Origin of the sequence: Paenibacillus sp. GD4 (assembly GCF_030846225.1) — a bacterium.
Taxonomy (GTDB): domain Bacteria; phylum Bacillota; class Bacilli; order Paenibacillales; family NBRC-103111; genus Paenibacillus_G; species Paenibacillus_G silviterrae.
This window is the reverse complement of sequence record NZ_JAVCYK010000002.1, coordinates 872769-888433: the sequence shown is the minus strand read 5'-3', so window position 1 is coordinate 888433 and position 15665 is coordinate 872769. Positions and strand designations below refer to the sequence as shown.

Annotated in this window: 13 protein-coding genes; 12 read left to right on the top strand and 1 reads right to left on the bottom strand. The window is 51.8% G+C overall.

Going from position 1 to position 15665, the window contains the following annotated elements; all coding sequences use genetic code 11:
* The first annotated feature begins 3 nt into the window (after window positions 1-3).
* The 11 genes from RAC89_RS26825 (at window position 4) to RAC89_RS26775 (ending at window position 14296) form a co-directional block, all read left to right on the top strand.
* On the top strand, window positions 4-1680 hold the full coding sequence (locus tag RAC89_RS26825) for a DUF4091 domain-containing protein (RefSeq protein WP_306616792.1): 1677 nt from the start codon (window positions 4-6) through the stop codon (window positions 1678-1680).
* Window positions 1677-2957 (top strand): Gfo/Idh/MocA family oxidoreductase, encoded by a 1281-nt coding sequence (locus RAC89_RS26820; RefSeq protein WP_306616791.1) that lies wholly within the window; start codon window positions 1677-1679, stop codon window positions 2955-2957. Before RAC89_RS26825 ends, RAC89_RS26820 begins: the two co-directional genes overlap by 4 nt.
* 24 nt (window positions 2958-2981) lie before the next feature.
* Window positions 2982-4133 carry a glycoside hydrolase family 88 protein gene (locus RAC89_RS26815; RefSeq protein ID WP_306616790.1) on the top strand — a complete coding sequence of 384 codons (1152 nt, stop codon included), beginning with the start codon at window positions 2982-2984 and terminating at the stop codon, window positions 4131-4133.
* Between the two features lie 160 nt (window positions 4134-4293).
* On the top strand, window positions 4294-4722 hold the full coding sequence (locus RAC89_RS26810) for a hypothetical protein (RefSeq protein WP_306616789.1): 429 nt from the start codon (window positions 4294-4296) through the stop codon (window positions 4720-4722).
* Between the two features lie 2 nt (window positions 4723-4724).
* Window positions 4725-5333, top strand: coding sequence for a gluconate 2-dehydrogenase subunit 3 family protein (locus RAC89_RS26805; RefSeq protein ID WP_306616788.1), 609 nt, complete (start codon window positions 4725-4727; stop codon window positions 5331-5333).
* Entirely contained in the window at window positions 5323-6957 is a 1635-nt protein-coding gene (locus tag RAC89_RS26800) for a GMC family oxidoreductase (RefSeq protein WP_306616787.1), read from the top strand. The genes RAC89_RS26805 and RAC89_RS26800 overlap by 11 nt, the downstream gene beginning before the upstream one ends.
* 151 nt (window positions 6958-7108) lie before the next feature.
* Complete coding sequence (locus RAC89_RS26795) at window positions 7109-8743, top strand: GMC family oxidoreductase (protein WP_306616786.1); 1635 nt, start codon at window positions 7109-7111, stop codon at window positions 8741-8743.
* A gap of 184 nt (window positions 8744-8927) precedes the next feature.
* A complete protein-coding gene (locus tag RAC89_RS26790; RefSeq protein WP_306616785.1) occupies window positions 8928-10442 on the top strand; it encodes a glycoside hydrolase family 28 protein in 1515 nt (504 codons plus the stop codon).
* A 167-nt stretch (window positions 10443-10609) separates the two neighbouring features.
* Window positions 10610-11716 carry a GerAB/ArcD/ProY family transporter gene (locus RAC89_RS26785; protein WP_306616784.1) on the top strand — a complete coding sequence of 369 codons (1107 nt, stop codon included), beginning with the start codon at window positions 10610-10612 and terminating at the stop codon, window positions 11714-11716.
* Window positions 11706-13160, top strand: a complete 1455-nt coding sequence (locus RAC89_RS26780) for a spore germination protein (protein WP_306616783.1) — start codon at window positions 11706-11708, stop codon at window positions 13158-13160. Before RAC89_RS26785 ends, RAC89_RS26780 begins: the two co-directional genes overlap by 11 nt.
* Window positions 13157-14296 carry a Ger(x)C family spore germination protein gene (locus tag RAC89_RS26775; protein ID WP_306616782.1) on the top strand — a complete coding sequence of 380 codons (1140 nt, stop codon included), beginning with the start codon at window positions 13157-13159 and terminating at the stop codon, window positions 14294-14296. Before RAC89_RS26780 ends, RAC89_RS26775 begins: the two co-directional genes overlap by 4 nt.
* Window positions 14297-14372: 76 nt before the next feature.
* Here the strand turns inward: RAC89_RS26775 and RAC89_RS26770 are convergent, their stop codons facing one another.
* The gene (locus RAC89_RS26770; protein ID WP_306616781.1) at window positions 14373-15302 is read right to left on the bottom strand and encodes an SDR family oxidoreductase; all 930 of its coding nucleotides are present in this window, start codon (window positions 15300-15302) and stop codon (window positions 14373-14375) included.
* Window positions 15303-15463: 161 nt separating this feature from the next.
* Here RAC89_RS26770 and RAC89_RS26765 point away from each other — a divergent pair, with 161 nt between their 5' ends.
* Window positions 15464-15637, top strand: coding sequence for a hypothetical protein (locus tag RAC89_RS26765; RefSeq protein ID WP_306616780.1), 174 nt, complete (start codon window positions 15464-15466; stop codon window positions 15635-15637).
* Window positions 15638-15665: the final 28 nt, after the last annotated feature.

Sequence of the window (15665 nt, the reverse complement as noted above, 5' to 3'; positions counted from 1 at the left end):
GTCATGAACAGCAACCATGGGATTCATTTAGAAACAAGATTGATAAGCGCTCTCGCCAAGGTGTTCGCCGACGGGGAGCTTTCTTCGCCGGTCTTCTCGAAAGCATCGGCCTTACGGAATGAAACCTTTTCATTTCAGGTTGCCTACCGTGCCGCTGAGCGCATCCGCAATATGAGGGTTTCGGTAGAGTCAGACCTGCAGGAAGCCGTAACGCTTCACCGTGTAGGACTTGCGCCTTCGGAGTATCCTGTCAGGGATCATCACGACGGCTATGTGCTGCGGTCGACGCCCGGCTTATACCCGGATCCCCTCTATCCCTTGTCATGGCAGGAGGAAGTACCCGCATTGGGAGGGCAATGGCACGCGATATGGGTTACTGTCCGGCTTACCGAGCAGTCTGCGGCCGGTCTTCACCCGATCCGCACTGTGTTCAAGTCATCGGAGGGCGAGGTGCTAAGCGAGGAAACCTTTCATTTGGAGGTGCTGCCTCCGCTGCTTCCCAAGCAAACTCTTTTCCATACGGAATGGTTTCACGCGGACTGCATCGCGGAGTATTACCGGGTGGGCATCTTTAGCGAGAAGCATTGGGAGCTGATCGGTGAATTCATCGAAACGGCTGTGAAGAACGGGGTCAACCTGTTATTGACTCCGCTGTTTACGCCTCCGCTCGATACCCAAGTCGGGGGAGAACGTCCGACCGTTCAGCTGGTGGACGTTACGTTGACGGAGGATGGCTATGCCTTTGGCTTCAACAGGCTGAAGCGCTGGGTGGAGCTTGGCAGAAGCAAAGGGATCGAGTACTTTGAATTTTCCCATTTGTTTACCCAGTGGGGAGCGAAACATGCTCCGAAGATCATCGGGTGGCAGGAGGGGGAAGCCCGCAGGCTCTTCGGCTGGGAAACGGATGCTTCCGGCCCCGAGTATAAGGGCTTCCTGGCCCGCTTTCTTCCTGAGCTGGTTTCGTTTATCAAGCAAAACGGCCTGGAGAAGCTCGTCTTCTTCCATGTCTCCGACGAGCCGCATCTGCCGCATTTGGAAGCGTATGCTTCCGCCGCCGGGATTCTCGACGAACATTTGAAGGGCTTCCCCAGAATCGACGCCCTGTCCGATATTGCCTTCTACGAGAAGGGCGTGGTGCCGACACCGGTACCTGCCTTGGATCGCATCGAGCCATTTGTCGAGCGAAACGTCACCGGGTTATGGACTTACTACTGTAATTCTCAGTTTGTTGACGTCTCGAACCGTTTCTTTGCGCACGCGTCGGCACGAAACCGGATCATAGGCTACCAATTATACAAATATGATATCAAAGGCTTTCTTCATTGGGGCTTTAACTTTTGGTACAGCCAGTATTCCAAGAAGCTCATCGATCCGTTCCGGGTTACCGATTGCGGTCTTGCCTTCCCTTCCGGGGATGCTTTCGTTGTTTATCCCGGTCCGGAGGGGCCGATCGAATCCCTTAGGCTAGTTGTGTTCCACGATGCCCTTCAGGATATAAGGGCACTGCAGCTGCTGGAGCGTTACATCGGCAGGGAACAGGTTCTGGCGCTGATCGAAGAGGAATTGGATACGCCTCTCACGTTCAAGGTGTATCCCCGTGAAGATGAATGGCTATTAGCCACGAGAGAGAAAGTGAATCGACGGATACTATCCTATGAGAGCGAGCTGAGCAACCCATGAAACTATTACAGCCTGTTACTGCGGTGCTTGTAGGCGCAGGGCAGCGGGCCATGATTTATGCTTCCTATGCGAAAAAGCATCCGGAGCACCTCAGGATCGTAGGTGTCGCAGACCCGGATACGGAGCGAAGAAGACTGGCGGCGGCCCTCTACGGCATTCCGGAATCACAATGCTTCGACTCCGTGGAAGCGTTGACGGCAGCCCCTAAGCTTGCCGATGCGGCGATCAACGGGACGATGGATCGTCTGCATGTGGATACGACGCTGCCTCTTCTGGATGCGGGGTATCACGTGCTGCTGGAGAAGCCGATAGGCATTCATATGGACGAGATCGCCGTATTGCGCGAGGCGGCGCAGCGACATCATAGGATTGTCATGATCTGCCACGTGCTGCGGTACGCTCCGTTCTATGCCGGCATCCGCAAGACGATAGCCTCCGGCGAAATCGGAGAGATCGTCAACATTCAAACGGCGGAGCATGTGAGCTACCATCATATGGCCGTATCTTTTGTCAGGGGGAAATGGAACAACGAAGCGGCTTGCGGCTCTCCCATGCTGCTGCAAAAATGCTGCCATGATCTGGATATTATTGCCTGGGTAATGAATGGGGTGAAACCCGTACGAGTCGGGAGCTTCGGGGGTCTGGTCCATTTCAGGCCGGAGCATGCTCCGGAAGGAGCGGGGAAGCAGTGTTTGCTGGACTGCGGCATCGAAGCGACATGTCCCTATTCCGCAAAGAAGCATTATATCGAAAATGACAAATGGAATTTTCATGTGTGGGACCACTTCGACTTGGGTGTAGAGCTTACGGAGGAGGAAAAGGGTCGCATTCTGAAAGGGGAGAGTCCCTACGGTCGATGCGTGTGGCATAGCGATAATGACGTGGTAGACCGGCAATCCGTGATGATGGAGTTCGAGAACGGGGCCACGGCTACTCATAATATGATCGGCGGGGCAGCGAAATCGTATCGAACCCTCCACATCGTGGGGACCAAGGGCGACATTCAGGGGAATCTGGAGGACGGCTATTTCGTGGTCCGCAAACCGAATACAACCCACGGTTTGGATTATGACGAAAGGCGGATCGATTGCAGCGTGACCAATGACAGTCATGGAGGAGGAGACCTGCTCCTCGTCGAGGATTTCGTGCAAGTGCTGCAGGGAAGGGAGCCTTCGCTTTCCTACACGGCGCTTGAGGAATCCATCTACGGTCATGCCATCGCATTTGCCGCCGAACGGGCACGTAAGGAAAACCGGCTGGAAGCTATTCATCTATAACACCAGATAAAAGGAGTAAACCGAATGACTTACGTTACGGCCATCGAGGACGCTGTCTCGAAAATCAAAAACAATTTGCTGCGCCGGGGCGATCTCTTCCCCCATATTAAGAACGGTGACAGCTCCGAAAAGCATTACGTCTGGCGGGAAAATACGGACTGGATCGAAGGCTTCTACACCGGAATGGTGTGGCTCAGCTATGAGTATACGGGAGATACGTTCTTCCGGGATGCGGCCGTCCGGCAAATCGATGATTTCCGGCGGCGGCTGGACGGAAATGTCAGTCTGAATCATCATGACATCGGCTTCCTCTACTGTCCTTCGGCCTTGGCCGGCTGGATCGTGGAAGGCAGCGAGGAGGCTAGGCGTCTGGCTCTTGATGCGGCCGATAAGCTGCTGGAGCGGTGGCGTCCGAAGGGGCAGTATATTCAAGCCTGGGGACCGGAGGGGGATCCCGAGAACGGGGGCCGGATCATCATCGATTGCTTGATGAATTTGCCGCTTCTGTTTTGGGCTTCGGAGCAGACCGGTGAGCTCAAATATAAGGAGATCGCCGTGAAGCACGCGGACCTGAGCCGGAGATACCTGGTGCGTGGAGACGACTCCTCGTATCATACCTTTTACTTCGATCAGGAGGACGGCAAGCCGGTTCGCGGCGGAACGCATCAAGGCTTTCACGACGGCTCCACCTGGACGCGGGGCCAGGCTTGGGGCATCTATGGCTTTGCTCTATGCTACCGGTATACGGGAAATCCGCTTTACTTGGAAACCTCGAAGCGGCTGGCACGCTACTTTATCGAGCGTATGCCGGAGGATCATGTGGTGTACTGGGACTTCGATGTGACCCAAGGAGAGGGAACGTATCGTGACAGCTCCGCCTCGGCTATTGCGACCTGCGGGATGCTGGAGCTGCTGGAGCACCTCGAGCAGCTTGGGCAGGGCGATCAGGAATACAACGACATCAGGGATGCTGTTCAACGCACCATGCAGTCCTTGTACGAGAACTATTCCACCCGGGATCAGCCGGAGGCGGAGGGAATCCTGCAGCACGGCTCCTACTATGTCCGCGGCAACCTGGGACCTGATGATTATATCATCTGGGGTGACTATTATTATTTGGAAGCGCTGCTTCGCATGGAAAAAGGGATTCCCGGGTATTGGTACGAAAGGGGTTAGGACAAAGCTTTACGGAGTCGGCGGTGCATTTGAATACAAATCACGAATTGAGCCCGGAGTAGATACTCCAGGCTTTTTTTCGTTTCACTATAACCCCCAATTTTTCTATTTTTGCCCTATGAATTCTGCATGAAATTACCAAATGGAGGAATCCTACACGTTGTATGAAAAACAATCGTGGATGGTGATGGCTTTGGGTTGGAACGGATGGACGCAGGATCGCGTTTTTCTTCTTGCGACGGGTTTGTTATTCCTTGTTGTTTTTGTGCAGGTCACGTTATTCCATTATCGTCAAAATTTCCGGCATTGGTCGATGTGGATTCCTGTGATCGCCACTCCGCTGTTCGGTTTGAGCATACTTCTCTTTACCTATTACCATGTGAACTGGCTGCTAAATCTACTGACAGTACTGCTGTCCGTCGGTATCCTGGCAGGAGCCTACGGATCTTACATGCATATCCATGGTGTAGGTGAACGTGTAGGAGGCTATGAGCTTCGTAATTTCATGACCGGCCCTCCGCTTACCTTGCCCGCTTTGATATCTGCCTTAAGCTTGCTTGGGCTGATTGCATTGTATTGGGGGGGATGAAGATGTCCGAGTATAAGGTTCATTATCCTGAGTTTGATGTTTTGGACCAGGAGGAGCATTGGGATCCTCATACGAGGGAAATTGTCAAGGAGCGGTTGGAGACCGATTCGTTTTATTCCTATCGATTTTTCAACCCGCAAGAAGCGGAAACGTTAATCCAGCTTTGCTCGATTCTGCTTGATGACCGTCGCGATGCGGTGATGGCCTACATGGTTTATCATTTCGACAAAAGCTTGCATGCAGGAATAGGCGAGTCTGAACGTAAAGCTGGTGTGCCGAAGCAATCCATTCTGCTTCGCGAAGGGCTTGCTCAATTTGATCAAGCTTGCAGAGAACGGTATGGCGGGGCGTTTACAGCTCTAGAGGATGAAGCCCAAAACCAAGCCGTCAGCCGTTTCATGCAGGGAGATATTTCTTCGAACCCAGGTCCGCACGGGGTCTCGATGGAAGATTTCAGGGATAAGCTGTTCGCTGAGGCTGTGGCGGCGTATTACTCGCATCCCTTCATTTGGTCGGAAATCGGGTACGCGGGTCCTGCCTATCCTCGAGGGTATGTCCGTTCGGAGATGGGTTTAACCGATCCTTGGGAGGCCAAAAGAGATGGGAACTAGCCGCGATTCCGTTACACATCATACGGATCATTACTTGAATCACCGCAGCAGCAGTCTGAAACAACGTAAATATCAAGAGGATGCGGACATCTGTATTGTCGGAGCCGGTGCTGCCGGAGGTGTACTCGCATACGAATTAAGTAAAGCCGGTCTCAAGGTGGTCGTGATTGAGGCCGGCCCATTCTGGAATCCGCAAACGGATTTCGCCAGCGATGAGCTGTCGATGACCCACCTGGGCTGGCAGGACACACGGATCGTGAGCGGCGGCAACCCGATCAAGCTCGGCCATAATAATTCCGGCAGGGGCGTAGGGGGCGGCACGACTCATTTTACCGGTGTATTTCTTCGCTTTCATGAAAGCGATTTTCGCACGAAAACGATGGACGGCGTAGGGGAGGATTGGCCGATTACCTATCAAGATCTCGAGCCCTACTACCAAAAAATCGAAAAAGAAATCGCCGTATCCGGACCGAAGCATTTCCCGTGGGGCTCTTTTCACGGCCCGTATCCTTATCCCGAACGCGAGCCCCTTAGCGCGAACGCGGAGATCTTTCGGATCGGCTGTGAGAAGCTTGGCATTCGAAGTGTGGTGGCACCTCTAGCCATTAATTCTGCGCCGTTCGACGGACGGCCTCCATGCATCAACCGAGGCTTTTGCAATCAAGGGTGCATGCCAAATGCCAAATTCAGCACGTTGGTTCATCATATCCCGAAAGCGATTCAGCTCGGCGCGGAAGTGATTTCCGATAGCATGGTGACCCAAGTTCTTGTCAACCGGGAGGGCCTGGCAACCGGTGTCACGTTTGTTCATGAAGGGAAAACCTACGAACAAAAAGCCCGAATCGTCATCTTGGCCAATTTCGTCATCGAGACGCCGCGCCTTCTGTTGAACTCCGCCAACGCTCTGTTTCCCGACGGACTGGCCAATTCAAGCGGCTGGGTAGGCAAAAGCATACTCGTTCACAGCAGTAACGATGTCTACGGCAAATTCCCGGAGGAAATCCGGTTATACAAGGGCACGCCGGTTCTCGCAACCACACAGGAGTTCTATGAAACGGATGTTGATCGGGGGTTTGCACGGGGCTATACGCTTCACGCCCACGGCTCCCGCCCGGTGGAAATGGCCAAGGGAATTTCCGCTTCAGAGAAGCTATGGGGGCGCGCATTGCGCGAGACGATGCTGGATTACAACTTTTACAATAGAATTACGCTCGTCGGTGAAGTGCTTCCGGATCCTGCGAACCGCGTCGAGCTGGCGGAGGATAAGGACGAGTACGGCATGCCGCTGGCCCATGTTTCCTTCACTTACGGAGCCAATGATTTGAAGCTAATCGACCATGCCGTTTCAAAAATGGAAGATATTATTCGGGCGGCTGGGGGAACCCCGGCCTATGTTACCAATGATACGGCACATCTGATGGGCGGATGCCGTATGGGTAATGATCCCGAAACCTCTGTCACGAACAGCTTTGGGCAGACACACGACATCCCGAACTTGTTTATTTGCAGTGCCAGTTTGTTTGTTACCTCCGGCGGCGGCAATCCGACCAATACCGTGATGGCTATTGCTGCAAGAACGGCCGATTACCTTATTGATCGGTTCAAGCATCAGGAGATCCATTGATTGAGACCTATAAAAACAAAGGGCTGCCGCGTGGCAGCTCTTTGCCGTTTTCCAAGCTATAGCAAAAATAAAGTTGGCAAATGTGTCACATGGAGGGGGGGGAAGCAATATTTTGCAGGTGTAGGCATTTAAGGTTAAAGGAGGAAGTGCTTTGCGTGCTCGAGTAAGAAACGACAGGGGTCTTACCTATGATTATATTGTTATCGGAACGGGACCTGCCGGAGCGGTATTAGCCAAGACCCTGACGGATGATAAAAAAACTTCTGTTCTTGTTCTCGAAGCCGGGGAAAACAAAGACAAGGACCGGCCGATTCGGGATTCCACTTTTGCACCGGAGCTTGAAGAGCAATTTTTTGCGCAATACTTTTGGCAAGGGGAAGGGACTCCTCAGGAAGGACTTGACGAACAAACCTTTGAATGGACAACAGGGCGTTTGGCGGGCGGCGGTTCCTCCATTAACGGGGAGCAATACGTCAGACCTACGGCAGCTGTTCTGTCCAAGTGGCAGAGGCTGCTCGGACCTGCGTGGTCGCCCCGGCGGGCCTTACAGCGGTTTAAACGGATGGAACGCTTCAACGGCGAAACCGACAATGTTGAGGCGCATGGTTATCGTGGGCGAATCGATATTCGCCAGGCTCCGCAGCATCCGACAGCCATGGCGAAGAAGCTTGTATCCGCTATCGAAAGGGCGACGGGCTTTGCGGAAATTATCGATTATAACGATCCGAATACCCCGCTTGGTCCCTTCACCCGATGGCAGCTTTTCCAAAAGCCGAACGGACGAAGAGAAAGCTCATCAACTGCCTTCCTGTCAGCAGATATCATGAACCCGAACGGCCGCGGCGTACATGGACGAAAACTACATGTATTCTTCAAATCAACGGCACTTCGCGTCCTTTTTAAAAATAAAACGGCAGTGGGGGTTTCCTATTTAAAAGAGGGACGGCAGCATAGGGCGTACGCCCGAAAAAAAGTCATCGTATCAGCAGGTATTAATAGCGCTCAGCTTTTAATGCTCTCGGGCATTGGTCCCAAAGAGGAGCTTAAGGCAGCAGGAATTCCTGTTGTATTCGCAAATCCCTCCGTGGGCAAAGGGCTAAGAAATCATACGTTAAATTTTGCAACCTTTACAACCAATCCAAGGGACGCGGCACTGCCCGCCGGAGATCCGAATGCGCTTTATACCGGCGGGGCTTTCCTTCCCGACCCTACCCCCGGCGCCGATCCCTTGGAGCGTGCCGTACAGCTTTTCGGAATTGGTTCGGGTGACACTTTAACGCTGGGGATTATTTTCCTGAAGCCCAAGAGCCGCGGCTCGATTCGACTTCAAAGCAACGACCCCTTGCAAATCGTTCTTGCGAATGAAGGATTTCTTCAAAATCCGGATGATCTTACCGCGGTAAAAAATATATATAAAATTTATATACGAAGAATCGCTGCACAGCTGCAGGCTATTGATCCGTCCTACCGCCTGCTTTCTCCCACTATGGATATTATTCAGGACGACGCCAGGCTGGAAGCCTTCATTAAAGAAACCTTTGAACACAATCACCACCAGCAAGGCTCACTGCGGATGGCACCTCTTCGAAAGGCGGGAGTAGTCGACCGACGCGGAGCTGTACATGGCGTTAAAAACCTGCATGTAGCCGATGACTCCATCATTCCGTTTACCGTAGATGGGAACACCTCCGCCCCCGCCTATCTCATCGGGCTGACCGTAGCCGAGCAATTGCGCAAACGAAAGCTGGTAAAGCGTAAACGTTACTGGGAAAGCTACGAGGAGTAATTTTGATTAGTGGCCTCAGGGCTTTGGACAACGAAGTCGAAATCGGGCAAAAAAGTACTACTCTCCGGCGAGCGACTATATCCGCCTTTCAAAAAATGAAGCTTGCGGGTTAAGAACGCTGTGTATTATGGTAGAAGAACGATAGAGGCAAAGACACAAGCGCCGGGGAGGAGTAGGGAAGTACATGTTATATAATATCAAAGACTTCGGAGCCATAGGTGACGGTGTTACCAAGGATTCGGCAAGCATCCAAAGGGCGATCGATTATTGTGCAGAGCAAGGCGGGGGTACCGTTATGGTGCCGAAGGGTGAATTTTTATCGGGAACCATACAACTGCGCTCCTTTGTAGAGCTGCACTTAACGCCGGCAGCCAGAATTGTAAGCAGTACGGAGAAATCCGATTTTATCGCTCCGGCGGAGGAGGAAGCCGCGCAACTAAGCGAAGGGCAAGGAAGCAGGGCGCTTGTCTGCGCAAGGCATGCGAAGCATGTCGCTATAACGGGCCTTGGGACCATCGACGGCCGGGGCGAGCACTTCTTGGAGCCGGAGGACGGAGTGAGCGACTATGTCTTGGAGCCGTTAGTCGAGTTTCGCCCGAAGCTGATCGACTTCGAGGGCTGTACGAATGTCGTCTTCCGGGATGTCACCCTGTACCGGGCGTCCTCCTGGGGTTTGCATATGACCGGCTGTAATCAAGTGACGGTGGACGGGGTCAAAATCCTCGGGCAGGTCCGCGGACCGAACAATGACGGTATCGATCCGGATTGCTGTAAGGACGTTCATATTTCGAACTGCCATATTGAAACGGGGGACGATTGCATCGTCATTAAGACGACGAAATACGGTGCGGAGCGTTATGGAGCCTGCGAGAATATCACGGTGACCAACTGTACGCTGCAATCGCACGATTCGGCCATAAAGATCGGTACGGAAACGCATGCGGATATCCGCAATATTACCGTGACCAACTGTGTCATTCGAAATTCGAACCGCGGCGTCGGCATCTGGGTGCGGGACGGCGCGACGATGGAGAACATGCTCTTCTCCAATCTGTTTATTGAGACGAGGCTGTTTAGCAATGATGAGGAGATCAAGCGCACGCTCCGTTGGTGGGGCAAGTCGGAGCCGATCTTCATGACCGCCGAGAGAAGGAATACGCCTAACGCCCCGGCACCGGGTACCATCCGCAACATCAGGTTTGACCAGCTGCTGATTGAATCCGAAGGCTGCATCTACATAGAGGGCTCTGAAGAGAGCCGGATAAGCGGCATATCCCTCCGTAACGTGAAGCAGACGATGCGCGTGAAAAGCGGCTACCCGGGCGGTGTATTCGACACCCAGCCATCGGCCCGAGGCGTTTTCCAGCATCCTATTCCGGCTATCTTCTTGCGTTATGCTGATGACGTTACCCTTAGCGACGTTGAAGTCAAGTGGGGAGAAGAGAGGAATGCCCACTGGTCCAACGCTTTGTACGGAGAGCATCTGGAGGAGCTTCAGATTCAAGGCTTCAGAGGGAAGGCTGCTCAGGACAGCCTGAGCGTCATCAATTTGCAGCATGTGCAGGGACTGGCGATCGAAAGAACGAAGGCGCTGCCTGGGACAGGAGTTTATCTCTCGCTTCTGGATACCGAGGTGTCGGAGCAGGATTTGCAGAGCTGCAGCTTGTCCCATGCAGCGATCCCGATCGAAAGAACATAGTTACCGTCCGTGGCAATCTGGAACCGAGGATTATCTCCGGTATTGTTACGAAAGGGTCTAGAGAGAAGCACAAGAGAAGGGGAAACCTCACTCTTGTGCTTTTTTGTGGTTATTTTGAACTTCGTTGGAAACAATACCCTTAAGAAACTGAAATAAGGGGATCCTGCGTGTACAACAAACCCAACCATGCCATTGGAATTTTATCCACCTGTTCAATCATTATACTGGCAATCGGGCTTATGAACCATGTGATGGTTCTCCCTCCGCTCCTTCAGGTATCCAAACGGGACGCTTGGATCAGTGTTTTGGCTGCCATACTGCCTTACTTGGCTTGGACCACCATTCTACATTACATTATAAAACGGACCGACCAACAACCGATTCTAGCCTGGCTGAAGCTCCATTACGGAGGTTTTGTTGCTTGGGTGTTTCGGGCTTTTTTTCTCGTTTATTTGTTTCTGATCTTGGTCATGACACTCAAAGATACGACGATGTGGACTCACGTCTCGTATTTACCCAAGACCCCATTCTGGGTCCTTTCCACCGCAATGGTGTTATTGTGCTGCTTTGCGGTTCAGTCAGGCATAAAAACCATCGCAATTACCTCGGGAATCTTATTGCCCGCCGTGATTATTTTCGGTGACTTTGTCATGAGTGCCAACCTTCCTCGCAAAAATTACGCTATGTTGACGCCGATGATGGAAAACGGATGGCAGCCGATTCTCAGTGGCAGTATCTTTATTGGCGGAGGTCTCGTCGAGCTTGCGCTCCTTTTACTGATTCAGCATCAAATAAAATCAAAGGTGCGTCTTTGGCCGCTTTATCTGCTGGCTTGCTTTTTGATTCTTTTGGTGCTTGGCCCTGTCATGGGAGCAATTGCCGAGTTTGGCCCGTTTGAGGCGGCTGAGCTGCGGTATCCTGCCTATGAGGAATGGAAGCTTGTCAGCATCGGCAAATATATCCGGCACGTCGATTTCCTATCGATCTATCAATGGCTGTCCGGAGCTTCTATCCGTATCTCCTTCTCCATGCTGTTAATTGTTCAATTAATAACAACCGGTCAAAAAGGTAAGCACCGTGTTCTCATCATATGGCTCCTTGGCTTGGTTGCCGTGTTCTTGGCGGAACTGCCAATTAGTGATATGCAATATGTCGTATTCTTAAGGGATATGTATTTGCCGGTCACCCTATGGGCCGTTTCGGGAATGCTGCTGGTTTTGTTTTTACTAGTTCTCATATCCAATAAACAGAGGGTGAAGCACGATGGAACCTAGTTCTCCCCAGAAGCAATGGACAATCGAAGACATTCGGCATATTTTTCATAAATCGGCGGATATCGTCATGGAGCAAATGGTACTGGGAGATGCAGAGCATGAACAGCCTGTGCTCCTTCTCTACTGTCAGGGATTAGCTGACAATAACAAGATCAATCAATACATTCTTCCGTGTTTGGCGAAGCTGATCAATGAGGATGCAAGCAGGGAACTGGATAACAAATGGAAGCTGAACCGGATCACTCAAAGGGAACAGCTCATTGAAAGTGTTTTTTCCGGTCAGCTCATCTTATTTTTCGAAAAATTGAACATCCTATATTCCTTCGATATAGCCGAGCCGCCTCAACGCACGCCTGAAGAATCCAATACGGAAATTTCCATTAAGGGACCCAAGGACGCTTTCGTGGAAGAATTGATCACCAATGTAGCCTTAATTCGCAAGCGTCTCCGCACCAGCACCATGTGCTACGAGCAATTCACAATCGGGAAGAGGAGTAAGAGTAAGGTAGCCTTATTGTACATGGAGGATATTACGAATCGCGACATCGTTAATGAAGTTCGAGACAGATTACAGAATATCGAGATGGACCTGCTGAACAGCAGCAGTCCGTTGGAAGAAATGCTATCGGACAGCTCGCGCTCGCTATTTCCATTGCTGCACTACACCACACGTCCCGATTTTGTAGTGGATTGTCTTGTCCGCGGCAGATTCGCCGTAATAGTGGACGGGGCTCCGACCGCAGTCATTGGTCCTGCCAATCTAATGCTGCTGTTGAAGACGCCGGAGGATTTCTATATTCCCTATTATATGGGCTCGTTTGGGCTTCTCTTTCGCTTCCTCGGTTTTGCCATCGCTTTGTTTTTACCGGGCTTTTGGATTTCCATGGTATCCTACAACATCGATCAGCTTCCTTTTCCGTTCGTCGCCACCGTTTCCATGGCAAGAATAGGGCTGCCCATCCCTGCTCCATTGGAAGGCTTCATCATGATCGGCTTGTTCGAATTGTTCAGGGAAGCCGGAGAACGTCTGCCCAAAGCCGTAGGGCAAACCGTCGCCGTTGTCGGGGGCATTGTCATAGGTGACGCGGCCATTCGAGCAGGCCTTGCTTCTACTACCTTTCTCGTGGTGGCCGCATTAACGGCTGTTTCCAGTTTTGCCTTGGTGAATCAATCGCTTGTCGGCACCGTCAGTATAATTAGATTGCTGGTTATGCTCTGCTCCTCCACGCTGGGGATTTACGGTTTTGTGCTGTCTCTCATCGCTGTCGTAATGTATTTATCCTCCCTAGAATCCTTTGGGGTCCCTTATCTTGCCCCCCTTTCTCCGATTCGTTGGAGGGACATCTGGCTGGCCATAGCCAGAAAGCCTTGGTATAAGAAAAACCGCCGTCCGGAAATATTACAGACCGTAGATTCCACTCGGAAAAAAGGGGATTGGTCATGAAGCGTTTCCGGAGGGTCACCGCCGTTTACCTATTCCTGTCGCTGCTGCTGACAGGCTGCTGGGATATTAAGAATATCGAAGATGTCAACTATTTCACCGGGATCGGGTTTGATTATGTCGATAATGAGTATCGCGTCTACGGGCAAATGATCGACTTCAGCTCGGTAGCTAAAGTGGAGTCGGGCAAGCCGACGCAGCCTGTCCCGGTTTGGGTAGGCATAGGCAAAGGGGAGACTTTAGTCGGTGCTTACAATGATCTGTACCGGAGCTCACAAATGCGGATCTTTTACGGCCATGTCAATGCGGTTATCGTTAGTGATAGTGTATTGAAAACAGGCTTGAAGCCTGTCAAGGAGCTGATTAGCCGTTATTACGAAATCCGTTATACACCGTGGATATTCGGCACCAATCAGCCAATTGACAAATTGTTTAGCATATCCCCAATGTTTAATCTTTCATCCATTTTGTCCTTGCTGCACCAACCGCAGGAAACGTATCGGCAGCAATCGCTCATCTCCCCGATAACGGTGCGGGAATTTATATCTGAGTACCGTGAACCGGGGAACGCGACACTGCTGCCTTCGCTGACTACCACTGCACAGAACTGGAAAAGCGATGACAAAGCAAAGGATATGCTCGTTATCGATGGCATCTATATTTTTCAGGATCAGGCTTTCTGTGGATGGCTTGATTGGAAGCGCGTGTTGGGACTACGCTGGATGAATCCGGAAACCCATCGAAGTCCTCTATTGATTCGTACTGATGGAAAACCGCAGGTCGCCGTATCTTTAGAGAGCCCTAAGCCGCACATCAGCCCAAGGATTACTATGGGTCAGGTCACCTTTGACATTAACGTGAGGCTAAGCGGATATATCAGTGAGGAATTCGAAAAGCTGCCCGAATCGGAGCTGGAGCAGAAGATAGCGGAGAAGGTTGAATCGGAAATTAAAAGTACCTTCCTGGAAGGGCTTCGTGTCAAAAGCGATATTCTTCGTTTGGAGCATACTTTATACCGGGATAACAATCGGGAATGGAAGAATTTAAAGAGCCAAGGAGGCATCAGGCTGCATTCGGGCTCCATCGGCCATATCAAAGCAGAGATTAACCTGAACCACTCGGGTAAGCTAAAATATTGAACTTTGCTTCATTGTCGGAAGCAGCTGAGTGGTCGGGAGATAGTAGTTGAGCGGGGCTAACGCCCCCCCTCTTTTTTTAGGAGGAGGTGACTTGCCCTCCGTTCACATGAAGTGTCTGTCCGGTGACGAAGCGGGAATCGTCGGATGCCAGGTATACGTACGTGGGAGCCAGCTCGAAGGGCTGTCCTTGACGGTCCATTGGATTGCCCGAGAGCGGCACCTGGTCAGCCGAGAAGCTGGAGGGAATCAGCGGGGTCCAGATGCGACCGGGAGCAACCGCGTTGACACGGATTCCCTTCTTCACCAAGCTGTTCGCGAGCGCACGGGTAAAACCTACATTAGCCGCTTTGGTTGCGGAGTAATCGATCAATTGCTCATTGCCGTAATAGGCTACCACGGAAGCCGTGTTGATGATGGAGCTTCCGGCTTTTAAATAGGGCAGCGCGGTCCTCGTCGTATAGAAGTGGGAGTAAACATTGACCTTGAAGGTATCATCGAATTGCTCATCGGTAATATCCAGAAGGCTCAGCTGCTGGAATTGAATTCCTACATGGTTGCAAAGAATATGAAGCTGACCGAACGCATGAATCGTTTGTTCGATAATATCGATGCATTGCTGCTTTTGCCTAACATCCCCAGGCACTAACAAGCAGCGCTGCCCCAGCTCTTCGATTCTCCTCTTGGTCCGATTGGCATCCTCATGCTCATCCAAGTAAGCAATGGCGACATCGGCGCCTTCCTTGGCGAAGGCGATGGCCACAGCGGCACCGATTCCGCTGTCTCCGCCGGTAATAACGGCAATTTTACCCTTCAATTTGCCGGATCCTTTATACCCAGGATTCTCAATGATCGGTCTGGGCACCATGAGGCTCTCCAGGCCGGGCTGCCGCAGCTGCCGCTGCTCGGGAACGGTAATGGCAACATCCTCGTAACGGGTTATTTTACCGTAGTTCGGGTACAGGGGATAGGCTTGCTTGGCGGGCTCTTTGCTCTTTTCTTCGGACATGACGATCCCTCCTCGAAAAATTTTGGCTACCGGATACCATATGTCAAATGGGCTCCTGCCGTGCCTGCCCGGAAAAGAAATACAGCAAGTCTGCACGTAGCATTCCCCTAGGCCGCTGAATACAGTGAAGGGAAAATGGACGCCAATAGGAGGAAACCGAAATGCCGACGTCACCTGCTAGTCCCGAAGTCAAGCTTTTGCTGGTCAATCGATCCGAGGAAAAGGTAAAGGTCAGTTATAACGGCAATACTAAGCCTTTGCTCCTGCCTCTAATCGGTCCGCGACCGCCTTATTACTGCAACCCCAGGTATACGCAATATTATCCGGTGATGTGAATCGTATGGAACCCGCTGTTGCAGTCGG

Excerpts from the sequence above, each read along its gene's own strand:
- RAC89_RS26765 (WP_306616780.1), top strand. The coding sequence starts at position 15,464 with ATGCCGACGTCACCTGCTAGTCCCGAAGTCAAGCTTTTGCTGGTCAAT.
- RAC89_RS26775 (WP_306616782.1), top strand. The coding sequence starts at position 13,157 with ATGAAGCGTTTCCGGAGGGTCACCGCCGTTTACCTATTCCTGTCGCTG.
- RAC89_RS26815 (WP_306616790.1), top strand. The coding sequence starts at position 2,982 with ATGACTTACGTTACGGCCATCGAGGACGCTGTCTCGAAAATCAAAAAC.
- RAC89_RS26780 (WP_306616783.1), top strand. The coding sequence starts at position 11,706 with ATGGAACCTAGTTCTCCCCAGAAGCAATGGACAATCGAAGACATTCGG.
- RAC89_RS26805 (WP_306616788.1), top strand. The coding sequence starts at position 4,725 with ATGTCCGAGTATAAGGTTCATTATCCTGAGTTTGATGTTTTGGACCAG.
- RAC89_RS26820 (WP_306616791.1), top strand. The coding sequence starts at position 1,677 with ATGAAACTATTACAGCCTGTTACTGCGGTGCTTGTAGGCGCAGGGCAG.
- RAC89_RS26790 (WP_306616785.1), top strand. The coding sequence starts at position 8,928 with ATGTTATATAATATCAAAGACTTCGGAGCCATAGGTGACGGTGTTACC.
- RAC89_RS26825 (WP_306616792.1), top strand. The coding sequence starts at position 4 with ATGAACAGCAACCATGGGATTCATTTAGAAACAAGATTGATAAGCGCT.
- RAC89_RS26800 (WP_306616787.1), top strand. The coding sequence starts at position 5,323 with ATGGGAACTAGCCGCGATTCCGTTACACATCATACGGATCATTACTTG.
- RAC89_RS26770 (WP_306616781.1), bottom strand. The coding sequence starts at position 15,302 with ATGTCCGAAGAAAAGAGCAAAGAGCCCGCCAAGCAAGCCTATCCCCTG.